A 21,269-nucleotide genomic window follows, 5' to 3' on the forward strand; every position below is an offset into this window, starting at 1 on the left:
TCAGACCGCCGAAAACCCCCGCAAGCCCTGCAGGTCCAGCACACGCAAACCACCGTACTCAATGCGGATCAGGTCACGGGCTTGGAGCACCTTCAGGGCCTCGTTCACGCGCTGGCGTGACAGCCCCACCAGGTAAGCCAACTCCTGCTGGGTGATGCGCAACATCTGACCCACGCCGGGATAGAGCACCGGGTGGAAGAGGGCCGCCAGATTGCGGGCCACGCGGGTGTCGGGGTCGCCCAGGCGGTCAGTTTCGCGCGCCGCAATGAACTGGCCCAAACGCTCGTTCAACTGGTTCAGCACAAAGCGGTTGAAGGCAATCGAGCGGCCCAGCAGGTCGTGAAACGTGTCCACCGGCAAGCCGGCCACCTCGGAGCGCCGCAGCGCCTCGATGTTGTAGCGATAGGGCTCGCGCTTGAGCAAGGTGCCCTCCCCAAACCAGGCGCCCGGCGGCACACCCGTGAAGGTGATAGCCGGCCCCTGACTTTGGTCGTTACTCATTTTGAGCAGGCCGTCCACCACACCAAACCAAAAGGTGGCCGGGCGGCCAATGCGGCAGATCAAATCGCCCACTTCCGCTGTCGCAATGGCCATGCTGCTGATGGCCATGGCGCGGTCTGGCTCGTCCAACACCGCCAGCCACGGGATGTTGGCCAACTCGTCGGCGCTGGGCTTTCGGGCCCGGTCGCGCAAGGCGCGGGGCGTGTCGCTGGGGTGGCTCATCCAAGCCTCCAAAAAAGGAAGGGGCGGGAAAGTCCGCTCCGGGCAGACCCCTAAATTGTCGTCCAACTGACAACATGACGTCAAACTTCTGCCTACGATGCCGGCATTGAACAGCGTTTCGTCGTGGCCTCGTCCCGGGGCCAGACTCACAGGAGAGCCTGTCCGTGCAGACCACCTTCGTGCAATTGATGCTCGACCATGCCGCCAAGCGCCCCCAGGGTGCTGCCTTGCGTGAGAAGGAATACGGCATCTGGCAAACCACCACTTGGAGCGAGCTGGCGCAAGAGGTGCGGGCCATGGCCTGCGGCTTGGCAGCGGCGGGCCTCAAGCGGGGCGACCACATCGTGGTGGTTGGCGATAACCGCCCCCGTTTGTCGGCGGCCATGCTGGCGGCACAGGCCCTCGGCGCCGTGCCCGTGCCGCTCTACCAAGATGCCCCGGCGGGCGACTATGTGTTCCCCATGACCAATGCTGAAGTCAGCTTTGCTGTGGTGGAGGACCAAGAGCAAGTCGACAAGATGCTGGAAGTGCGCGAGCAAGTGCCGGCGCTCGCCCGCATCTGGTTCGACGACGAGCGGGGCTTGCGCAAGTACGATGAGCCGGGCTTGGCCGCAGTGGATGCGCTGATCGATGCCGGCCGCGCCTATGACCAAGCTCACCCCGGCTTTTACGAGGCCGAAGTGGCGAAGTGCCAGCCCAGTGATGTCGCGGCCATGTTCTTCACCTCGGGCACCACGGGCAACCCCAAGGGCGTGGTGCACACCCACAGCTCCTTGCTGGACAGAGCCACGGCCGGCAAGAACTTCGACCGGCTGACGGAAGATGAGGAAGTCTTGGCCTATCTGCCGCCGGCCTGGATCGGCCAAAACATCTTCAGCTATGCCCAGTGGCTGGCCTGCGGCTACATCGTCAACTGCCCGGAGTCAGCGGCCACGGTGAACATCGACCTCAAAGAGATCGGCCCGACCTACTACTTCGCCCCACCCCGCATCTTTGAAGGCATGCTCACCACGGTGATGATCCGCATGGAGGATGCCAGCCCGATCAAGCGCAAGCTCTTCCATCACTTCATGGCGGTGGCCAAGCGCGTCGGCCCTGCGCTGATGGACGGCAAGCCCGTGGGCTTGATGGACAAGCTGAACTACGCCTTGGGCAATCTTCTGATCTATGGCCCGCTGCGCAACACCCTGGGCATGAGCCGGGTTCGCGTGGCCTACACGGCGGGTGAAGCGATTGGCCCCGACCTGTTCACCTTCTACCGCTCGATCGGCATCAACCTGAAGCAGCTCTACGGCTCGACCGAGACGGCTGTGTTTGTCTGCCTGCAGCCCGACCATGAGGCTCGTGCCGACACCGTGGGTGTGCCTTGTGAGGGCGTGGAGATCAAGCTCTCAGAGAGCGGCGAGGTCTTGGTCAAGTCGCCAGGCTTGCTCAAGGAGTATTACAAGAACCCCGCCGCTACGGCTGAGGTGCTGACGGCGGACGGCTGGTATCACACCAGTGACGCGGGCTTCATCGACGCGGAAGGCCACTTGAAGATCATCGACCGCGTCAAGGATGTCGGCCGCCTGGCGGGCGGTGCGAACGACGGCGCCATGTTTGCGCCCAAGTATGTGGAGAACAAGCTGAAGTTCTTCCCGCACATCAAAGAGGCCGTGGCCTTTGGCGACAAGCGCGAGAAGGTCTGCGCTTTCATCAACATCGACTTTGAAGCGGCCGGCAATTGGGCCGAGCGCCGCAACCTGCCTTATGCCGGCTACACCGACTTGGCCGCCAAGCCAGAGGTGCTGTCGCTGATCAAGGACTGTGTGGAACAAGTCAACGCAGACTTGGCCCGAGACGAGTTGTTGGCCGGCACCCAGATCCACCGCTTCTTGGTACTGCACAAAGAGTTGGATGCCGATGACGGCGAGATGACCCGCACCCGCAAGGTCAAGCGCGGCTTCATCAACGACAAATATCAGGTGCTGGTGGATGCGATGTACGGCGGCAAGAGCGAGCAGTTCATCGAGACCGCCGTCAAGTTTGAAGACGGCCGCACCGGCAGCGTTTCGGCGACGCTGAAGATCATGGACGCCAAGACATTCCCGGCTCAGACCAAGAAGGTGGCCTGACATGAGCAAGAAAATCGGTGACGTCATTCTCGACGTCGAGAACATCAGTTTGCGCTTCGGTGGCGTCAAGGCGCTGACCGACATCAGCTTCAATGTGCGCGAGCATGAGATCCGCGCCATCATCGGCCCCAACGGCGCGGGCAAGAGCTCGATGCTGAATTGCATCAACGGCGTCTACACGCCCCAAGAAGGCAAGATCACCTTTCGGGGCAAAACCTTCAGCCATATGAACTCGCGCCAGGTGGCCGAGATGGGTGTCGCGCGCACCTTCCAGAACCTGGCTTTGTTCAAGGGCATGAGTGTCATTGACAACATCATGACCGGCCGTAACCTGAAGATGAAGACCAACCTCTTCCAGCAGGCGATTCGCTGGGGAGCGGCTGAGCGCGAGGAAAGCGCCCACCGCGAGTTTGTCGAGCACATCATCGACTTCTTGGAGATCCAAGCCTTCCGCAAGACGCCTGTGGGGCGGCTGCCCTACGGCTTGCAAAAGCGTGTGGACTTGGGCCGCGCCCTGGCCATGGAGCCGCAAGTGCTGTTGCTCGATGAGCCGATGGCCGGCATGAACGTGGAAGAGAAGCAGGACATGTGCCGCTTCATCCTCGACGTCAACGACGAGTTCGGCACCACCATCGTGCTGATCGAGCACGACATGGGTGTGGTGATGGACATCTCCGACCGCGTGGTGGTGCTGGACTACGGCAAGAAGATCGGCGATGGCGCGCCCGACGAGGTGCGCGCCAATGAGGACGTGATCAGTGCGTACCTCGGCACTTCCCACTGACGAGGCGGCAGGAGACACATCATGGGATTCTTTCTTGAAACCTTGTTCGGCGGCCTGATGGCAGGCATGCTGTATTCGCTGATCGCGCTGGGCTTTGTGCTCATCTACAAGGCCAGCGGCGTCTTCAACTTTGCGCAGGGCGCGATGGTGCTGTTTGCGGCGCTGGCCATGGCGCGGTTTGCGGAGTGGGTGCCTGGCTGGATCGGGGTCGACAACAAGGTGGTGGTCAACCTCATTGCCTTCGGTCTGGCCATGGCCTGCATGATTGCTTTGGCTTGGGTGATCGAGCGCTTTGTGCTGGGCAAGCTGGTCAACCAAGAAGGCATTGCCTTGTTGATGGCGACCCTGGGCATCACCTACTTCCTCGATGGTTTTGGCCAGACTGTGTTTGGCTCCGACATCTACAAGATTGATGTGGGCATGCCCAAGGACCCGATCTTCTTGATGGAGTCCACCTTCCAAGGCGGCATCCTGATTGGCCAAGAGGACTTGATCGCCGCAGGCATTGCGGCTGCGCTGGTGGTGGTGCTGGCGATCTTCTTCCAGAAGACGGCCACGGGCCGCGCCCTGCGCGCCGTGGCGGATGACCACCAAGCGGCGCAGTCCATCGGCATTCCGCTGAACCGCATCTGGGTCATCGTGTGGTCGGTGGCGGGTTTCGCGGCGCTGGTGGCCGGCATCATCTGGGGCTCCAAGCTGGGCGTGCAGTTCTCGCTCTCGCAGGTGGCACTCAAGGCTTTGCCGGTGGTGATCCTAGGCGGCCTGACTTCGGTGCCGGGCGCCATCATCGGCGGCCTGATCATCGGTGTGGGCGAAAAGCTCTCCGAGGTCTACATCGGCCCCATGCTGGGCGGTGGCATCGAGATTTGGTTTGCGTATGTGATGGCACTGGGCTTCTTGCTGTTCCGCCCGCAAGGTTTGTTCGGCGAAAAGATCATTGATCGCGTGTGAAGCACGCACGTCAATGATGTTTCAGCAAAGTTATGCCGTAGCAAAAAGATCACCTCGAAAGTAAGACACCATGTTTTATCGTGAAAACGGCCAGTTCAAGACCAGCTACCGGTCGGACCAGCAGATCTTCCCCATCTTGCAAGACCGCTGGGCCATCGGCCTGCTGGTGGCTTTTGCTGCGATTGGCGTGCCCCTGCTGGCCAGCGAGTACTTGTTCAGGGCGGTGCTGATCCCCTTCCTGATCCTGTCCTTGGCAGCCATCGGCCTGAACATCCTGGTGGGCTATTGCGGTCAGATCTCTCTGGGCACCGGCGGCTTCATGGCGGTGGGTGCTTATGCGGCCTACAACTTTCTGATCCGTGTGGATGGCATGCCCATGCTGGGCGCCATCATCTTGGGCGGGGTCTGCACCACGGTGGTGGGCGTGCTGTTTGGCATTCCCTCGCTGCGCATCAAGGGCCTTTATTTGGCGGTGGCCACCTTGGCCGCACAGTTCTTCACCGACTGGGCCTTCCTGCGGATCAAGTGGTTCACCAACGACTCGGCTTCTGGCTCGGTCAGTGTCAGTGAGTTGTCGTTCTTCGGGCTGGTGATCGACTCCCCGGTGAGCAAGTACCTGTTCTGCCTGGCCTTTGTGGTGGTTTGCGCCTGGTTTGCCAAGAATCTGGTGCGCAGCCATATCGGCCGTGAGTGGATGGCCATGCGCGACATGGACGTGGCCGCGGCCGTGATTGGTATTCGCCCGGTCTACGCCAAGCTCACCGCGTTTGCTGTCTCGTCCTTTTTTGTCGGCATGGCGGGTGCGCTGTGGGGCTTTGTGCACCTGGGCTCTTGGGAGCCTGCAGCCTTCAACATCAACCGCTCCTTCGACTTGTTGTTCATGGTCATCATCGGCGGTTTGGGCTCCATCATGGGCAGCTTCTTTGGCGCCGCCTTCATCGTGATCCTGCCCATCATCTTGGACAACCTCACGGTCGCGGTGGGCCTGTCGACGGCCACGGCCTCGCACCTGACCTACATGATCTTCGGCGCCTTGATCATCTTCTTCCTGATCGTGGAGCCCCATGGCCTCGCTCGCCTGTGGTCGACCGCCAAAGAGAAGCTGCGTCTGTGGCCCTTCCCGCATTGAGTTCCTAGAGCTGTGGGCCACGAACCCACAGCCCCTTTCGCCCCGCACCACTGTGTGCATTTCACCCCCCTTATTGGAGGTAGACATCATGAAGTTCAAGTCCCTGGCCCAAGCGGCCGTGCTGGCGGCCGCAGGCCTTGCCGCAGTGGCAACTTCGCCTGCATTTGCGCAGGCCAAGGAGCAGTTCTTCCCGGTGCTGGTGTATCGCACTGGCGCTTATGCACCTAATGGTGTGCCCTGGGCCAACGGCCATGTGGACTACCTCAAGCTGGTGAATGCCAAGGGCGGCATCAATGGCGTGAAGGTGTCCTTCGAGGAATGCGAAACCGGCTACGCCACCGACAAGGGTGTGGAGTGCTATGAGCGCCTGAAAGGCAAGGGCGCCACGGTGTTCCAGCCGCTGTCCACCGGCATCACCTTTGCACTGACCGAGAAGGCCCCGGCCGACAAGATCCCGCTGATCACTGCAGGCTATGGCCGCAGCGAGTCGGCAGACGGCAATGTCTTCAAGTGGAACTTCCCGCTGCTGGGCACCTACTGGACGGCGGCCGACATTTTGGTGGGCCAACTGGCCAAGCGCGAAGGCGGTTGGGACAAGCTCAAGGGCAAGAAGATTGCCTTGGTCTACCACGACAGCCCTTATGGCAAAGAGCCGATTCCTCTGCTGCAAGAGCGCTCCAAGATGCACGGTTTTGACGTGCAGCTGCTGCCTGTGACCCACCCCGGTGTCGAGCAAAAGGCGACTTGGTTGCAAGTGCGCCAGAGCCGCCCGGACTACATCCTGCTGTGGGGCTGGGGCGTGATGAACTCGGCCGCCTTGAAGGAAGCCGTGGCCACGGGTTATCCGCGCGACAAGATGTATGGCGTGTGGTGGGCCGGTGCTGAGCCCGACGTGAAGGACGTGGGCGAAGGCGCCAAGGGCTACAACGCCATCACCATGCAGCACGGCGCTGAGCCGAACTCCAAGGTGGCGCAAGACATCCTCGCCACCCTGCATGCCAAGGGCCAAGGCACAGGTCCCAAGGAAGAAGTCGGCAGCGTGCTCTATATGCGTGGCTTGGTGCACGCCATGTTGGCCGTGGAAGGCGTCAAGCGTGCGCAAGAGCGCTTTGGCAAGGGCAAGGTCATGACCGGCGAGCAAGTGCGCTGGGGCCTGGAGAACCTGGCCCTCGACCAGAAGAAGCTGGATGCACTCGGGTTCGCTGGCGTGCTGCGCCCGGTCTCGACGTCCTGCGCTGACCACATGGGCGGCAGCTGGGCTCGTATGCACCAGTGGGATGGCAAGGCCTGGAAGTTCACCTCGGACTGGCTGCAGGCTGACGAGGCGCTGATCAAGCCCATGGTCAAGCAAGCGGCTGACAAATATGCGGCCGAGAAGAAGCTGAGCCGTCGCGACGCGGCGGACTGCGGCTCCTGATCCCCTGATCGCACAGGGCCTCTTCTGTGATTCAGAGGGGGCCCTCTCTGAAGCCTCGCGAGCGGGGTTTCAGAGAGCCAGCGATTCGCTCCCACTGCAAAGGCATGCCATGAGCACTCCCAACATTCTTCTGAACGTCAACGGCATTGAAGTCATCTACAACCACGTGATCCTGGTGCTGAAGGGCGTGTCCCTGCAAGTGCCTGAGGGCCAAGTGGTGGCGCTGCTGGGTGGCAATGGTGCGGGCAAGACGACAACGCTGCGCGCCGTCAGCAACTTGCTCGCCGGTGAGCGGGGCGATGTCACCAAGGGCTCGATTGAGCTGCGCGGTGAGCGCATTGAAAAGCTCAGCACCTCCGACATGGTGGCGCGTGGTGTGGTGCAGGTGATGGAAGGGCGGCACTGCTTTGCCCACTTGACCATCGAAGAAAACCTGATGACTGGTGCCTACACCCGCACCGACGGCAAAGCGGCGGTGGCCCAGACGCTGGAGAAGGTCTACAACTACTTCCCCCGGCTCAAGACCCGCCGCACCAGCCAAGCCGCCTACACCTCGGGCGGCGAGCAGCAGATGTGTGCCATTGGCCGCGCCCTGATGGCCAACCCCAAGATGGTCTTGCTGGACGAGCCCTCGATGGGCTTGGCGCCGCAGATCGTGGAAGAAGTGTTTGAGATCGTCAAAGACCTCAACACCAAGGAGAAGGTCACCTTCTTGCTGGCTGAGCAAAACACCAATATTGCGCTGCGTTATGCCGACTATGGCTACATCCTGGAGAACGGCCGCATCGTGATGGACGGCGCCGCCAAGGACTTGCGCGAAAACGAAGACGTCAAGGAGTTCTACCTTGGCATGGGTGGCGGCGACCGCAAGAGCTTCAAGGATGTGAAGAGCTACAAGCGCCGCAAGCGTTGGTTGGCCTGACCCCTGCAATCCGCTGGAGCGCGACATGAGTGAGCAAGACTGGGGTTTTGCGCTGCCCGCCTTCAAGCCGGAAGACGCGCTGCAGCGCCTGCGACGTGATGCGCGCGACATGGGCTTGACGGAACGCGCGGGGGTGTTCGAGCGCAAAGGGGTGGCCATCACCAAGTTTGTGCTGAGTGAGGGCGTGTTGACCGCAGCCGTGGTCAAGAAGCCCCAACGCAGCGGGCCCGAGTGGCTGAACAAGACATTGAAATCCGGCGCCGAAGTGCGCGACTTTTCGGCGGAGTTGAAGAAAAAGCTCTCCGCCTGGAGCGACCACGATGAGTGATTTTTTCGACGCCCTGGAAACCCGCTCTCCTGCTGAACGCGAAGCCGCCTTGATGGCCGCCTTGCCGGCCATGGTGGCCCATGCCCAGTCTCGCACGGACGCCTTTGGGGCCTCGCTCAAAGGCGTGGATGCGAGCCGCATCACCAGCCGTGCGGCTTTGGCGACCTTGCCTGTGGTGCGCAAGTCCGAATTGCTGGCCCGCCAGCAAGCCAGCCGTGCGGCAGGAGGCGATCCCTTTGGGGGCTTCTCGGCCATTGGTTGGCGCGGCCTCGCTGCTGCCTCGGGTGCCCGGCGCGTGTTCCAGTCTCCCGGCCCGATTTATGAGCCCGAAGGCGAGGGGGCAGATTACTGGCGCATGGGTCGTGCCATCTATGCCGCAGGCTTCAGGGCGGGCGACTTGGCCCACTGCAGCTTCAGCTATCACCTCACGCCCGCCGGCTCCATGATGGAAACCGGCGCCCATGCGGTGGGCTGCGCGACCTTCCCAGGTGGTGTGGGCAACACCGAGATGCAGCTCCAAGCGGTGATGGAGCTGAAGCCCCAGGGCTATATCGGCACCCCCAGTTTCTTGAAGATCATGGTCGAGAAAGCGCAAGAGGCCGGCGCCGACATCCGCAGCGTCAACAAGGCCATGGTCAGTGGTGAGGCCTGCCCGCCCTCGCTGCGCGACTGGTTTGCCAGCCAAGGCATTGCCGCCTTCCAGTGCTATGCCACGGCCGACTTGGGGCTGGTGGCCTATGAAACCTCGGCCCGCGAGGGCTTGGTGTTGGACGAAGGCGTGATCGTCGAGATCGTGCGCCCCGGCACCGGCGACCCGGTGCCCGAAGGCGAAGTGGGTGAGGTGGTCGTCACCACCCTCAACCGCGATTACCCTTTGGTGCGTTTTGGCACGGGGGATCTCTCCGCCGTCTTGCCTGGCACCTGCCCCACAGGCCGCACCAACACGCGCATCAAAGGCTGGATGGGCCGCGCTGACCAAACGGTCAAAGTGCGCGGCATGTTTGTTCACCCCGGCCAGGTCGCCGAGGTCGTCAAACGCCACCCCGAAGTCAGCCGGGCGCGCCTGGTGGTGCAGGGCGAAATGGCGTCTGACCGCATGACCTTGAAGCTGGAGACGGCCACGCCAGCAGACGGCTTGGCGGCACGCATTGCCGACACCGTGCGTGACGTCACCAAGCTGCGCAGCGAGGTTGAACTGCTGCCCGTGGGCAGCTTACCCAACGACGGCAAGGTGATCGAGGACGCGCGGTCGTATCAGTGATGCGCACCAGATCAGTCAGAGCAGCTTAGGCGCAGGGCACTCGTTTTGTCTCTATAAATCCCCGTCAGGGCGATGTCTCCCCGGGGATTCATCAAGCCATTGCTGACGGACGTGAGGCCGCTCACAGTGTCCTCGACGGCCAGGGTGGTGCCTGTGGCGAGGCGAACGAACCACTTTGATTGTCGGCTGACTGGGTCCGTGAAGCGGCCAAGAACCTGGCCGCTGTTGCTGATGGAGATGACATCGCCTGATGCGTTGGCGATCACTTGCGCCGGGCCGGTGGGTAGACCGTCCTTGAGTCTTACGAGAAACACGGTTTGCAAGCTGGGATTGATACGTTGATGTTCTACATAGCTCAGCCATTGACCATTCGCGCTCAACACAGGCTTGCCCACTGCGAAAGTGGCACCGTCTTGCTGTGGTTCGATGCGAGCCGTTTGCTGTCCTGTATCGCGGCGTTGCACCACAACCGCACCCGGCCATGCGTTGAACTCAATGGCCGCAACCCAAGTGGTTCGTGCAGTGCTGCGATATTCCAGAAAAGGTGAGACGCCTCCTTCAGCCTGCTGCCATGCGATGGCTTTTTCCCCATCGATCCATGTGGCAGCCGAATGCCGAATCATGGCTGGCGGATTGGATTGAGACTCCAGCCCGCTAGAGATGGCAGTCAGACCACCATTGCCCGCCCCAAGGTACGCAAAAGTCCGGGGTGCCAATGTTTGGCTGTCCAGTAGGCCGCGGGCAAATGGTCCGATCACTTGCCTGTTGATGAGGCTGGAGCGCAAGCCCACGACGCTTCCGGCATCGCTCACGCCGGTAGGTGTGTACCCGGCCCAGTCTTCCGGGTATGCGAAGGGGTAAGTGGCGGCTGTTTGACCAACTCGCTTGACCCAAAATGCTTCGTCACGTGCAATCATGCCTTGGTCACAGGCAAAGCTGCCGGCCACTGTACCGTTGGGGGAGATGGCGCTGATGTGGAGGGGCGAACCGAACTCGGTGGCTGAGCGTCGACAGTTCGGGATGGTGCCGTCATAAGTTAGGACGCGAGAGCCTTTCCAAACCACCGTTGAAGACAGTGTCTTGGATGGATACAACACCCATCCGGCGACCTGACCGGAGTCGCCCAATGCCGTCACACCGCTCGAAGATGCCTGAGGTGCGAGTTCCACCACGGAACAAGCGGCCGCAGCAAAGGCGAACATCGGTGCTGCCAACGACAAAAGCGCACATGGAAAAACCACGGCCTTGAGCTTGAAGTTCGGTCTGCAACGTTCCATGGGGACCTCCTCACTGTTTCGTGTTGATGTTGTCGGTCACGCAGCTTGGGGGCGATTCAGTCCAGAGCCCCTGCGGCCACGACCTTTCAATCATTGTGCGTGATCCACGATCACAAAGTGCTTGCGCATCGTCTCCAGCACTTCGAATGAGCCTTTGAACAGCGGCGGCAGCACCACCGCTTGGCCGGGGCCAAACTCCTCGTGGCCGCCTTCGGCGCGGTGCACGCGGCAGCGGCCCGAGAGCACGATGAAGTACTCGTGCTCCTGCGGGCCAAACTCAATGCGCCAGCGGCCTGGGTCGCATTCCCAAATGCCGACACACAGGCCCGCCTTGGCGTCTTCGTGCAGCACCCAGGTGCGGCGCTCGGGGCAGCCGACTTCTCGGCGCTCTTCGCGCGGGAAGTCGATGTCAGGTGGGGTGCTTGGCAGATCAATGCGGATCATCGGGGCTGTCATCCTTGCTCAGAGATGGGGCGTTGTCGGCAGGTCAAGCCTGCCTTGGATACGTAGTTTCCGAGTTTCGCAGGCTTGGCGCAGCCACTACGATGCCTGCACGGATCTTTCGATCATCCTCTAAGGAGTTTTTCATGAAGCGTGTCTCCCTCACCGCTGTCGCAGCGGCCTTGTCTTTCGCAGCGTTTTCTGCGGCAGCCGAGTACCCTGAGAAGCCCATCACCGTGGTGGTGCCTTTTGCGGCGGGTGGCCCGACGGACAAGGTGGCGCGTGATTTGGCGGAAGCCCTGCGCAAGCCCTTGGGCGGTCAGACCATCGTGATTGAAAACGTGGGTGGCGCTGGTGGCACGCTGGGCGCCGCCAAGGTGGCCAAGGCGGCTCCGGATGGCTACACCTTCTTGCTGCATCACATTGGCATGGCCACCGCACCCGCGCTCTACCGCAACCTGCAGTACAAGACGCTGGAAGATTTCGAGTATGTGGGCATGATCAACGAAGTGCCCATGACCGTGATTGGCCGCTCTACGCTGCCTGCCAATAACTATGCCGAGCTGGCGAAGTGGTTGGATGCCAACAAGGGCAAGATCAACCTGGCCAACGCAGGCTTGGGGTCAGCCTCCCACCTGTGCGGCTTGTTGTTCCAACAAAGCTTGAAGATCGACATGACCACAGTGCCTTACAAGGGCACGGCGCCGGCCATGACCGATTTGCTGGGCGGTCAAGTGGACATCATGTGCGACCAGACCACCAACACCACCAACCAAATTGAAGCCGGCAAGGTCAAGGCCTTTGCCGTGACCACCACCAAGCGCTTGACCACACCGTCGCTGGCCAAGCTGCCGACCTTGGATGAGTCGGGCATCAAGGGCTTCAATGTGTCCATCTGGCACGGCTTGTACGCGCCCAAGGGCACGCCCAAAGCGGTGCTGGACAAGGTCAATACCGCGCTGAAGGCCGCGCTGAAGGACCCCGAGTTCATCAAGCGTGAAGAAGCGTTGGGTGCCGTCATCGTGACCGACGCCCGCGTCAACGGCCCCGAGCACAAGAAGTTCGTTGAAGCCGAGATCAACAAGTGGGGCCCCGTCATCAAGGCGGCCGGCCAGTACGCCGACTGAAGACAGCTCACTGCGGGCTGACGACAAAAGGGCACCCTCGGGTGCCCTTTTTCTTGGTGGCTTCAGCGCAAGGTGATCGGAATGGTCACGGGCCCGTCGTTGACGAGGTGGACTTGCATGTCTGCCCCGAAGCGACCACAGGCGACTTGCGGGTGTGCTGCACGGGCTTCACGCAGCACGGCCTCATACAAGGCCTCGCCCAAGGCAGCGGGTGCTGCCCCGGTGAAGCTCGGGCGGTTGCCGCTGGAGGTGTCTGCGGCCAAGGTGAACTGCGACACCAGCAGCAGGCCGCCCGGAGTGCCGGCGCCATCCAGGTCTTGCACGCTGCGGTTCATCTTGCCCGCGTCATCGCTGAAGATGCGCAGCTTGAGCAGCTTGGCCACCAGCTTTTGGGCATGAGTGGGGGTGTCGGTGGGCTCGGCGCACACCAAGACCAGCAGGCCGGGGCCGATCTGGCCCACGACCTTGCCAGCGACTTCGACGCGCGCTTCGCGCACGCGCTGAACAAGCGCCAACACGGCGGCTTAGCGCTTGGCAATGCCCAGCAGTTCGACCTCAAAGTGCAAGGTCGCATTCGGCGGGATCACACCACCAGCACCGCGTGCGCCGTAGGCGATGTCGGGCGGGCAGGTCAGCTTGGCCTTGCCGCCGGGCTTCATCTTTTGCACACCTTCGGTCCAGCAGGGGATCACGCGGTTGAGCGGGAACTCAGCGGGCTGGCCACGGCTGTAAGAGCTGTCGAACTCTTTGCCGCCAGGCAGGGTGCCTTTGTAGTGAACACGCACGGTGTCAGTGGCACCCGGGTTGGCGCCTTTGCCCTCGGTCAGCGAGCGATAGACCAAGCCGCTGGGCGTGACTTCGGCGCCGGGCTCTTTGGCCGCTTGGGCGGCCGCGTCGTTGGCCCAGGCATGGCTCACGGGCAGGGTCAGGGCCAGAACGGTGAGGGCCAGTTGGCGTGTCAAAAACATGCAGGTCTCCAAGAGGGGAGGGTCAGGACAGGGTCACGCGCGCGAACTTGCGCTTGCCCACTTGCAGCACCATGGTAGCGGCTTCCACCTTGAGGCCGCGGTCAGACACCACGGTGCCATCAATGCGCACACCGCCGCCGTCCACCATGCGCAGGCCTTCGCCCGTGCTGGCCACCAAGCCTGCGGCTTTGAGCAGGTTGCCAATGGGCATGGGTGCACCGCTCAAGCTCAGCTCAGGGATGTCGTCCGGGATGCCACCCCGCGCACGGTTGTTGAAGTCGGCCTCGGCGGCTTCCGCGGCTGCAGCACTGTGGAAGCGGGTGGTGATTTCTTTGGCCAGCATCACCTTGGCGTCGCGGGGGTTACGTCCTGCCTCCGTCTCTGCCTTGAGCGCGGCGACCTCTGCCATCGGCCGGAAGCTCAGCAGCTCGAACCAGTTCCACATCAAGGTGTCGCTGATGGACATGACCTTGGCGAACATGGTGTTGGCCGGCTCGGTGATGCCGATGTAATTGTTTTTGGACTTGGACATTTTGTCCACCCCGTCCAAGCCGACCAGCAGCGGCATCGTGAGAATGCACTGCGGCTCCTGCCCGTACTCGGCTTGTAAGTGACGCCCCATCAGCAGATTGAACTTCTGGTCCGTTCCGCCCAACTCGATGTCGCTCTTCAGGGCCACCGAGTCATAGCCCTGCACCAGGGGATAGAGGAACTCATGCACCGAGATGGGCGTTTGCGAGGCGAATCGCTTGGTGAAGTCGTCGCGCTCCAGCATGCGTGCCACGGTGTACTTGCCGGCCAACTCAATCATGCCGCGAGAACCCAGGGCGTCACCCCACTCGCTGTTGTATCGCACCTCAGCTTTGTCCAGGTCCAGCACCAGGCGCAGTTGATCAAAGTAGGTGCGCGCGTTCTCTTCAATCTGCTCCCGCGTCAGTGGCGGACGGGTGCTGTTGCGGCCGGAGGGGTCGCCAATCATGGTGGTGAAGTCGCCGATCAGCGGGATGACCGTGTGGCCCAGGTCCTGCAGTTGACGCAGCTTGTTGAACACGACGGTGTGGCCGAGATGCAGGTCAGGCGCAGTCGGGTCCATGCCGAACTTAACGCGCAGCGGCTGGCCGGTGGCCTCGGCGCGTTGCAGCTTCTTGACCCAATCGGCTTGCGGCAGCAGCTCAGAGCAGCCGCGCAGGCTGACTTCCAGCGCATGACGCACGCCGTCGCTCAGGGCGGGGCTGGAGGGCTGTTCGGCGGCGGCGGGCGTGTTGGAGGACATGGCAGACGAGGCGGATGTGAGGGCCTTCACGCAGAAGGCGGGGGGGACGGCGTTCAGGGCTAGCCCGGGCTTCGGGCGGGGCTGGCCTGCGGTAAACTTACAAGGTGGCTGAGATTGCCCTGCCCGCGCTGCGGGCGCCAGGATGTTCTCGCCCAAGCCCGCAGTGTGGCGGCGCCCAATTCTACGGGCCTCCCGCGACCGCGGAGCGTCGAAGTCCCTCGCGTGATGCGTGGCCGCGCTGCGGCGTGTTGTCCCCATCACTCCTGTGCACGGATCCGTGCGTTTCGTCGCAGCGCTCAGGCGTTGCGCAGAGGATTTGATTTGCGTCTCGAACTCGAACAAGGTTTGGTGATGGTGCGAACGGCAGTGGCGCAAGCTGCAGCCATGGCCGCTCGCCATCCTCGCCGCATTGCGGCGGCAGTGCTGACGGTCCTGGCCGGTTTTGGCGTCACCGCCATCGCGATTGCGCCTTTGGCGCCCGATGCTGCGGACCTGCCGCGCCGCATGGTCACTGAAGTGGTCGAACCCGAAGCCATCGCCCCCCAACTGGAGGCATTGGCTGGGCATGAGCTGAAGCTGGAGCGCAGCGAAGTCACTCGGGCCAATGACACGGCAGACAGCTTGCTGCGTCGTCTGGGTCTGCGTGACCCGGCCGTGGCGGCCTGGCTGCGCACCGACAGCATTGCCAAGCGCCTCTTCAGCGGCCGCCCGGGCAAGATGGTGAGTGTCAGCCTTGATGGTCAAGGGCAGTTGCAGCGCTTGGTGGCGCGCTTCCCCGTGGATGCGGAAGGCCAAGGCCAGATGTCGCATTTTTGGCGTCTGACGGTCGAAGACAGCCCCGCCGGCTTGCGCTCCTCCATCATCGCCGCACCGCTCGAAAGCCATGTGCGCTTGGCCAGCGGCACCATCCGCTCTTCATTGTTTGCGGCCACGGATGACGCGGGCGTGCCCGACGCGGTGGCGGTGCAGATGACCGAGATGTTCTCGACCGAGGTCGATTTCCATCGCGAGCTGCGCAAAGGCGACAACTTCAGCGTGGTGTACGAGACGCTGATGGCCGACGGTGAGCCGGTGGCCTGGAACGAAGGCGTGGGCCGTGTGTTGGCGGCGGAGTTCGTCAATGCCGGCAAGACCCACCAAGCCTTTTGGTTCAACGAAGGCAAGGGCGGTTATTTCGACGCCAATGGCAAGAGCAAAAAGCGCGCTTTCTTGGCCAGCCCGCTGGAGTTCTCGCGGGTGACGTCGGGCTTTGCCATGCGCTTCCACCCCATCTTGCGGACTTGGCGTGCCCACCTGGGCACGGACTATGGGGCGCCTGTGGGCACGCCAGTGCGTGTGGTGGGGGATGGTGTGGTTGACTTTGCCGGTGTGCAAGGCGGCTATGGCAATGTGGTGCATGTCAAGCACTCGGGCGATCGCCTGACGGTCTATGCCCACCTCAGCCGCATCGATGTCCGCAAAGGCCAGCGCGTCGAGCAGGGCCAACGCATTGGGGCGGTCGGCGCCACGGGTTGGGCCACCGGGCCGCATTTGCACTTTGAGTTCCGCATCAACGGTGCCCACCAAGACCCACTGCGCATTGCCAAGGCCTCCGAGACCCTGGAGCTAGACTCAGCGCAGCGACCCAAGTTTGCGCAGTTGGCGCAGCGCTATCAAACCAAGCTTGATGTGGCGGACGACCTGCGCGGCTTGGCTGGCCGGGTGGATTGAGCGGGCGGCCTGCCTTGACTCCGACGGGCTTGGCCTTGCCTGCTGAGGCCTGGTACATCGGCCTGATGTCAGGCACCTCGCTGGACGGTGTGGATGCGGTCGTGGCCCGGTTTGGGGCGGGCTGCGCTGCCATCGAGGTGGCTGGTCATCAGCATCTGCCCTTTCCTGCCGCACTGCGAGCTGAACTGCTGGCGCTGAATACGGCGGGTGAGAACGAGCTGCATCGGGCCGCTTTGGCTGCGAACCAACTGGCCCGCGTGCAAGCAGAGGCGGTGCATGCGGTGTTGGGGGCCTCGGGTTTGCCACCTGCGCAGATTCACGCCGTGGGCTCGCATGGCCAGACCGTCCGGCACCGCCCTGGTGAGTTTGATGGTGTCGGCTATACCCTGCAATTGAACCAGCCCGCCTTGCTGGCCGAGCTGTGCGGCATCGATGTGGTGGCCGATTTCCGCAGCCGTGACGTGGCCGCCGGCGGCCAGGGCGCCCCCTTGGTGCCGGCCTTTCATGCCCAGGTGTTTGCCCAAGCCGGGCAGGCGCGGGCCGTCTTGAACATTGGCGGCATTTCCAACCTGACCTTGCTGCCTGCAGACGGTGCCCAGTCCGTGCGGGGCTTTGACTGCGGCCCGGGCAATGCGCTGCTGGACCACGGCGCAGCCCTGCACCTGGGGCAGGCTTACGACGCTGGTGGGGCCTGGGGTGCCCGTGGTCAGGTGGACGAGGCGCTGCTCCAGGCCTTGATGGCGGAGCCCTTTTTGAGCCTGCCGCCGCCCAAGAGCACAGGCCGAGACCTCTTTAATCCGGCCTGGCTGGCGCAGCGCTTGGCGCCGTTTGCAGGCTTGCGCCCTGTCGACGTTCAGGCCAGTTTGGCAGAGTTCACGGCTCGCGCAGCCGCTTCAGCGCTGCGTGCCAGCGCCCCGGAGACCCAGGCGCTTTATGTCTGCGGCGGTGGCGTGTTCAACCTGGATGTGATGCGCCGCTTGCAGGCCTGTTTGCCTGGTGTGCAGGTGGGCAGCACCGAGGCCTTGGGCCTGCCCCCCATGCAGGTCGAAGCCGCTGCATTTGCCTGGCTGGCCCGCGCGCATTGCTGTCGAGAACCTGGGCAGCGCACCGAAGTGACGGGCGCGCGGGGGCTGCGCATTTTGGGTGCGCTCTATCCAGCCTGAAAGCAAAACGCCTCCGTGCTGGAGGCGTTTGAGGGTGAAGCCCGGACGGCTTCAATGGATCAGGGCGATCCTCAGACCGAGAAGCTGGAGCCGCAACCGCAGGTGGTGGTGGCGTTGGGGTTCTTGATCACGAACTGCGCGCCTTGCAGGTCTTCTTTGTAGTCGATCTCGGCGCCGGTCAGGTATTGCAGGCTCATCGCGTCGATCAGCAAGGTGACGCCGTTCTTGCTCATCTGGGTGTCGTCTTCATTGACGATTTCATCGAAGGTGAAGCCGTATTGGAAGCCCGAGCAGCCGCCGCCTTGCACAAACACGCGCAGCTTGAGGTCGGGGTTGCCTTCTTCGGCCACCAAATCGGCCACCTTTGCAGCGGCGCTGTCCGTGAAGACCAGGGGGACGGGCATCTCGCCCATTGCGGGGGACAGGTTTTCAGCCACTGCGTTCATGATGAGGGATCCTTCAGGTCAATAAATCAGTTCTGCGAGGCCGCCAACTTCAGGGCGGGCTTTTCCTCGGAGGCGGCTGCGGTGTGCTTCAGCTCGCCGTCAATCTTGGCGCCTTGGTGCATCTCCAGGGCTTCGTACAGCACATCACCAATGATGCGGGCTTTGGGCTGCAATTCAAGCAACTCGGTCGAATGCACCGGGCCGCGCACTTCCCCGTTGATGATCACATGCCCGGCGATCACCTTGCCATGGATGCGGGCATTCTCGCTGAGCACCAACAGGCTGGGGCCGCTGCCCGCCGCCACCACATCGCCCTGGACTTCACCGTCAATACGCAAGCCCTCGGAGAACCGAAGCTCACCGTGAACGGAGGTGCCTTCGCCCACCAAGCTGCGGATGGGGGGCTGCTTTTTCTTTCCTGGCCACATACTGCTTCTCCAGTGAATTGCCGCTTTCGGCGGCAGGGTGTCCAAACGGGGTCGTGGACGCTTTTGTTAGAGCTTCAGCGTTTGCGTGGCGCGCACGGCACCTCCGCCATCGAGAATCCGAAGCTGCACCGTTTTTACCACGGCCTGCGGCGGATGGTCGATGAGACCCTCCAGCCGTGAGTACTGTTTGACCTGCATCGGCTGCGGCCCTCCCGGCATGGCTTGGGTCCAAGGTTTGTTGTCCAGGGTGCCGATCAAGGTCAGCTCATAGCGGCCATTGAAGGGGTTGACCTGCTTGCCACTCTGCATGATCAGCACTTGATAGCGCATCTGGCCGGGCGCTTGGGCTTCGGCCTGAATGCTGCGCACCGACAGGCCCTCTAGGCCTCCGGCCGCTGGCAATAGGCGCTCAAAAAAGCCCAGGTCGGCCTTCAGGGATAAGTTCTCAGACTCGGCCTGCCGCAGTTGCGAAGCCAGTCGTTCTTGGGTCGCCTTCTCCGTCTTGAGCAGGCTCTCTGCCGTGTTGGCAATACTCTGCGCCTTTTCGCGCTCGGCGCGCAACTCGGCGACCTCAGTGCGCAGTTGGGCCAGCTCTTCTTTCGCGCCTTTATCGAGGCCGGCAATGCTCTTGCCGAACTCAAAAGCCCACAGACCAATGGCGGCTGAGAAGCCCAGGGCCACGGCGGCTACCGCCCAGCGCAGCGGCCAGGGCAGGTGGCTGCGCACCGTCATGCGCGGTGCGGTGATGGAGAGGCGGCGGCGAAGTAGTTTCCAACGCATTCAGATGCTCCAACCACGGGGCCCAGAGACAGCAAAGGCCGCTGAGGAGCGGCCTTTGGGAGGATTGCAGTGCAATCTCGGTGAAGACAGACCCGAGGTCTGCCTTCGATCAGCGCTTGCTGAACTGCTTGCGGCGACGCGCGCCGTGCAGACCGACCTTCTTACGTTCGACTTCACGCGCGTCACGCGTCACGAAGCCGGCACGGCTCAGATCAGGCTTCAATGCTGCATCGTAGTCGATCAGGGCGCGGGTGATACCGTGGCGCACAGCACCTGCTTGGCCGGACTCGCCGCCACCGTGGACATTCACTTGAATGTCGAAGGTTTCTGCGTTGCCAGTCAGCAGCAAAGGCTGCTTGACGACCATGATCGAAGTTTGACGGCCGAAATATTGATCAACGGTCTTGCCGTTGACAACGATCTGGCCAGTGCCCTTCTTGATGAAGACGCGGGCCACAGACGACTTGCGACGCCCGGTGCCATAGTTCCAGTTACCGATCATCAATCCGCTCCTTAGATTTCCAGCACCTTAGGCTGCTGGGCGGCGTGCGGATGCTCGCTCCCTGCATAAACCTTCAGCTTCTTGATCATGGCGTAGCCCAGCGGACCCTTGGGCAGCATGCCCTTGACGGCCTTCTCCAGGGCGCGGCCTGGATGCTTGGCTTGCATGTCCTTGAACTTGGTGCCGTAGATGCCACCGGGGAAACCGGAGTGGCGGTAGTACACCTTGTCATTGGCTTTGTTGCCCGTGACACGGATCTTGTCGGCGTTCAGGATGATGATGAAATCACCGGTGTCCACGTGAGGCGTGTAGATGGCCTTGTGCTTGCCGCGCAAACGGAGTGCCACTTCGCTGGCAACACGTCCGAGCACCTTGTCGGTGGCGTCAATCACAAGCCACTCGTGCGTCACCTCGGCCGGCTTGGCGCTGAAGGTCTTCATGAGAGGTCGATCAAAAAATAAACACGGCTGTGTAACCGGTCAGCCAAGCACCATCGGAACTGTTTTTGGAAGTGCTTTGCAGCACTCGCAGCCTCTCAGGTCGCTTGGGCGCTTTGCCGCAGGCATGAAAAGCAGCACAACTGGCCTGCTCAACACTGCCCGAGCATAGCCCGGTCTCCCCGCCGATTGCAGGAAAGCCCGCGAGTATAGCCCAAAGTTCGAGCCACAGTGTTGAGAACTTTGACCACACAGACCCGTCAAATGCTGCGGCGCAACAATCGGAAAGCGTGTAACCTAGGGTTTGTACTAGATTCCCACCATCCTTGAGGAGGTCACATGGGTCACCCCGGTGCACATTCCGTTGTCGATGCCACTTCGTCCACTGCCGGCACACCGCAGGCTTTGGATGCATCTCAGGCTGCCTCCACACCCCCGGAGGCCACCAAAGAAGTTTTCCGTTGGGTGCCGATCCGCTCGCTGTCTGAGCGCCATCGCCCCCGCGTGTTGGCGCATCTGTTGTCGCTGGAGCCCCACGACCGCTATCTGCGCTTTGGCTATGCCGCCAGCGACACCCAGATCGGCCGCTATGTTGATCTGCTGGATTTCCACCGCGATGAGGTCTTTGGCGTTTTCAACCGCCGCTTAGAACTGATCGCCATGGCCCATCTGGCCTACATGACGGACATTCCGGCCGAGCGCAACATGGCTGAGTTCGGTGTGTCGGTGATCACCAAAGCCCGCGGCCGTGGCTACGGCGCCCGCCTTTTTGACCATGCCGTGCTGCATGCGCGCAACCGCCATGTGGACACGATGATCATCCACGCGCTGTCTGAGAACAGCGCCATGTTGCGCATTGCCCGCAACGCGGGTGCCACCGTGGTGCGCGAAGGCGGTGACTCCGAAGCCCGCCTGAAGCTGCCGCCCGAGACCCTGGTCTCCCACATCGAGGCCTTGGTCGAAGGCCAAGCGGCTGAGTTGGACTATCAGCTCAAGTCAGGCGTCCACCACGTCGACACCTTGCTCAGCATGTTTGCCGAGATTCGCGACGGTGTCGCCAAGGTCCGAAAGTCCACGATCGAGTGAAG

General features: G+C 62.3%; 23 protein-coding genes. 12 read left to right on the forward strand and 11 right to left on the reverse strand.

Translation table 11 applies throughout. The annotated features are described in order from the left end of the window. Entirely contained in the window at window positions 1-723 is a 723-nt protein-coding gene (locus KAK11_RS08435; protein ID WP_210808241.1) for a Crp/Fnr family transcriptional regulator, read from the reverse strand. A 164-nt stretch (window positions 724-887) separates the two neighbouring features. Here KAK11_RS08435 and KAK11_RS08440 point away from each other — a divergent pair, with 164 nt between their 5' ends. From KAK11_RS08440 to KAK11_RS08475, 8 genes are all read left to right on the forward strand, one after another. Continuing rightward, a complete protein-coding gene (locus KAK11_RS08440) occupies window positions 888-2,837 on the forward strand; it encodes an AMP-dependent synthetase/ligase (protein ID WP_210808243.1) in 1,950 nt (649 codons plus the stop codon). Between the two features lies 1 nt (window position 2,838). Continuing rightward, a complete protein-coding gene (locus KAK11_RS08445) occupies window positions 2,839-3,621 on the forward strand; it encodes an ABC transporter ATP-binding protein (protein WP_210808244.1) in 783 nt (260 codons plus the stop codon). Window positions 3,622-3,642: 21 nt separating this feature from the next. Then, a complete protein-coding gene (locus KAK11_RS08450; RefSeq protein ID WP_210808246.1) occupies window positions 3,643-4,572 on the forward strand; it encodes a branched-chain amino acid ABC transporter permease in 930 nt (309 codons plus the stop codon). A gap of 70 nt (window positions 4,573-4,642) precedes the next feature. After that, the gene (locus KAK11_RS08455) at window positions 4,643-5,701 is read left to right on the forward strand and encodes a branched-chain amino acid ABC transporter permease (RefSeq protein WP_210808248.1); all 1,059 of its coding nucleotides are present in this window, start codon (window positions 4,643-4,645) and stop codon (window positions 5,699-5,701) included. Between the two features lie 88 nt (window positions 5,702-5,789). Continuing rightward, on the forward strand, window positions 5,790-7,118 hold the full coding sequence (locus KAK11_RS08460; protein WP_210808250.1) for an ABC transporter substrate-binding protein: 1,329 nt from the start codon (window positions 5,790-5,792) through the stop codon (window positions 7,116-7,118). A 109-nt stretch (window positions 7,119-7,227) separates the two neighbouring features. Beyond that, a complete protein-coding gene (locus KAK11_RS08465; protein ID WP_210808252.1) occupies window positions 7,228-8,040 on the forward strand; it encodes an ABC transporter ATP-binding protein in 813 nt (270 codons plus the stop codon). A 25-nt stretch (window positions 8,041-8,065) separates the two neighbouring features. Continuing rightward, window positions 8,066-8,368 carry a hypothetical protein gene (locus KAK11_RS08470; RefSeq protein WP_210808254.1) on the forward strand — a complete coding sequence of 101 codons (303 nt, stop codon included), beginning with the start codon at window positions 8,066-8,068 and terminating at the stop codon, window positions 8,366-8,368. After that, a complete protein-coding gene (locus tag KAK11_RS08475; protein ID WP_210808256.1) occupies window positions 8,361-9,629 on the forward strand; it encodes a phenylacetate--CoA ligase family protein in 1,269 nt (422 codons plus the stop codon). The genes KAK11_RS08470 and KAK11_RS08475 overlap by 8 nt, the downstream gene beginning before the upstream one ends. 11 nt (window positions 9,630-9,640) lie before the next feature. Here the strand turns inward: KAK11_RS08475 and KAK11_RS08480 are convergent, their stop codons facing one another. Both KAK11_RS08480 and KAK11_RS08485 read right to left on the reverse strand, forming a co-directional pair. Next, window positions 9,641-10,906: a hypothetical protein gene (locus tag KAK11_RS08480; RefSeq protein WP_210808258.1), complete on the reverse strand. Its 1,266-nt coding sequence runs from the start codon at window positions 10,904-10,906 to the stop codon at window positions 9,641-9,643. 90 nt (window positions 10,907-10,996) lie between these two features. Then, window positions 10,997-11,350, reverse strand: a complete 354-nt coding sequence (locus KAK11_RS08485; protein ID WP_246498691.1) for a cupin domain-containing protein — start codon at window positions 11,348-11,350, stop codon at window positions 10,997-10,999. 143 nt (window positions 11,351-11,493) lie between these two features. On the opposite strand from KAK11_RS08485, the gene KAK11_RS08490 reads away from it, so the two are divergent. Next, complete coding sequence (locus tag KAK11_RS08490; protein ID WP_210808262.1) at window positions 11,494-12,474, forward strand: tripartite tricarboxylate transporter substrate-binding protein; 981 nt, start codon at window positions 11,494-11,496, stop codon at window positions 12,472-12,474. A 62-nt stretch (window positions 12,475-12,536) separates the two neighbouring features. On the opposite strand, the gene dtd is transcribed toward KAK11_RS08490, so the two are convergent. Genes dtd through tyrS form a run of 3 tightly spaced genes read right to left on the reverse strand, consistent with a single transcriptional unit; the run spans window position 12,537 to window position 14,715 of the window. Beyond that, window positions 12,537-12,992: a D-aminoacyl-tRNA deacylase gene (gene dtd / locus KAK11_RS08495; RefSeq protein ID WP_210808264.1), complete on the reverse strand. Its 456-nt coding sequence runs from the start codon at window positions 12,990-12,992 to the stop codon at window positions 12,537-12,539. A gap of 6 nt (window positions 12,993-12,998) precedes the next feature. Next, window positions 12,999-13,442 carry an FKBP-type peptidyl-prolyl cis-trans isomerase gene (locus KAK11_RS08500; protein ID WP_210808266.1) on the reverse strand — a complete coding sequence of 148 codons (444 nt, stop codon included), beginning with the start codon at window positions 13,440-13,442 and terminating at the stop codon, window positions 12,999-13,001. A gap of 22 nt (window positions 13,443-13,464) precedes the next feature. Further along, the gene (tyrS, locus tag KAK11_RS08505; RefSeq protein WP_210808268.1) at window positions 13,465-14,715 is read right to left on the reverse strand and encodes a tyrosine--tRNA ligase; all 1,251 of its coding nucleotides are present in this window, start codon (window positions 14,713-14,715) and stop codon (window positions 13,465-13,467) included. A gap of 351 nt (window positions 14,716-15,066) precedes the next feature. Here tyrS and KAK11_RS08510 point away from each other — a divergent pair, with 351 nt between their 5' ends. Then, entirely contained in the window at window positions 15,067-16,425 is a 1,359-nt protein-coding gene (locus KAK11_RS08510; RefSeq protein WP_210808961.1) for a M23 family metallopeptidase, read from the forward strand. 14 nt (window positions 16,426-16,439) lie between these two features. Then, entirely contained in the window at window positions 16,440-17,588 is a 1,149-nt protein-coding gene (locus KAK11_RS08515; protein WP_259373545.1) for an anhydro-N-acetylmuramic acid kinase, read from the forward strand. A gap of 71 nt (window positions 17,589-17,659) precedes the next feature. Here KAK11_RS08515 and erpA read toward each other — a convergent pair whose 3' ends face one another. The 5 genes from erpA to rplM form a co-directional block, all read right to left on the reverse strand. After that, on the reverse strand, window positions 17,660-18,034 hold the full coding sequence (erpA, locus tag KAK11_RS08520) for an iron-sulfur cluster insertion protein ErpA (protein ID WP_210808270.1): 375 nt from the start codon (window positions 18,032-18,034) through the stop codon (window positions 17,660-17,662). A 26-nt stretch (window positions 18,035-18,060) separates the two neighbouring features. Further along, on the reverse strand, window positions 18,061-18,462 hold the full coding sequence (locus tag KAK11_RS08525; protein ID WP_210808272.1) for a bactofilin family protein: 402 nt from the start codon (window positions 18,460-18,462) through the stop codon (window positions 18,061-18,063). Window positions 18,463-18,528: 66 nt separating this feature from the next. Next, window positions 18,529-19,242 (reverse strand): DUF6776 family protein, encoded by a 714-nt coding sequence (locus KAK11_RS08530; RefSeq protein WP_210808274.1) that lies wholly within the window; start codon window positions 19,240-19,242, stop codon window positions 18,529-18,531. A gap of 109 nt (window positions 19,243-19,351) precedes the next feature. After that, window positions 19,352-19,744 (reverse strand): 30S ribosomal protein S9, encoded by a 393-nt coding sequence (rpsI, locus tag KAK11_RS08535; protein WP_210808276.1) that lies wholly within the window; start codon window positions 19,742-19,744, stop codon window positions 19,352-19,354. Between the two features lie 11 nt (window positions 19,745-19,755). Beyond that, entirely contained in the window at window positions 19,756-20,184 is a 429-nt protein-coding gene (gene rplM, locus KAK11_RS08540; protein ID WP_210808278.1) for a 50S ribosomal protein L13, read from the reverse strand. Window positions 20,185-20,520: 336 nt separating this feature from the next. Here rplM and KAK11_RS08545 point away from each other — a divergent pair, with 336 nt between their 5' ends. Beyond that, the gene (locus KAK11_RS08545; RefSeq protein WP_210808279.1) at window positions 20,521-21,267 is read left to right on the forward strand and encodes a GNAT family N-acetyltransferase; all 747 of its coding nucleotides are present in this window, start codon (window positions 20,521-20,523) and stop codon (window positions 21,265-21,267) included. Window positions 21,268-21,269: the final 2 nt, after the last annotated feature.

The sequence above is a fragment of the Ideonella paludis genome (assembly GCF_018069865.1).
GTDB lineage: Bacteria > Pseudomonadota > Gammaproteobacteria > Burkholderiales > Burkholderiaceae_C > Ideonella > Ideonella paludis.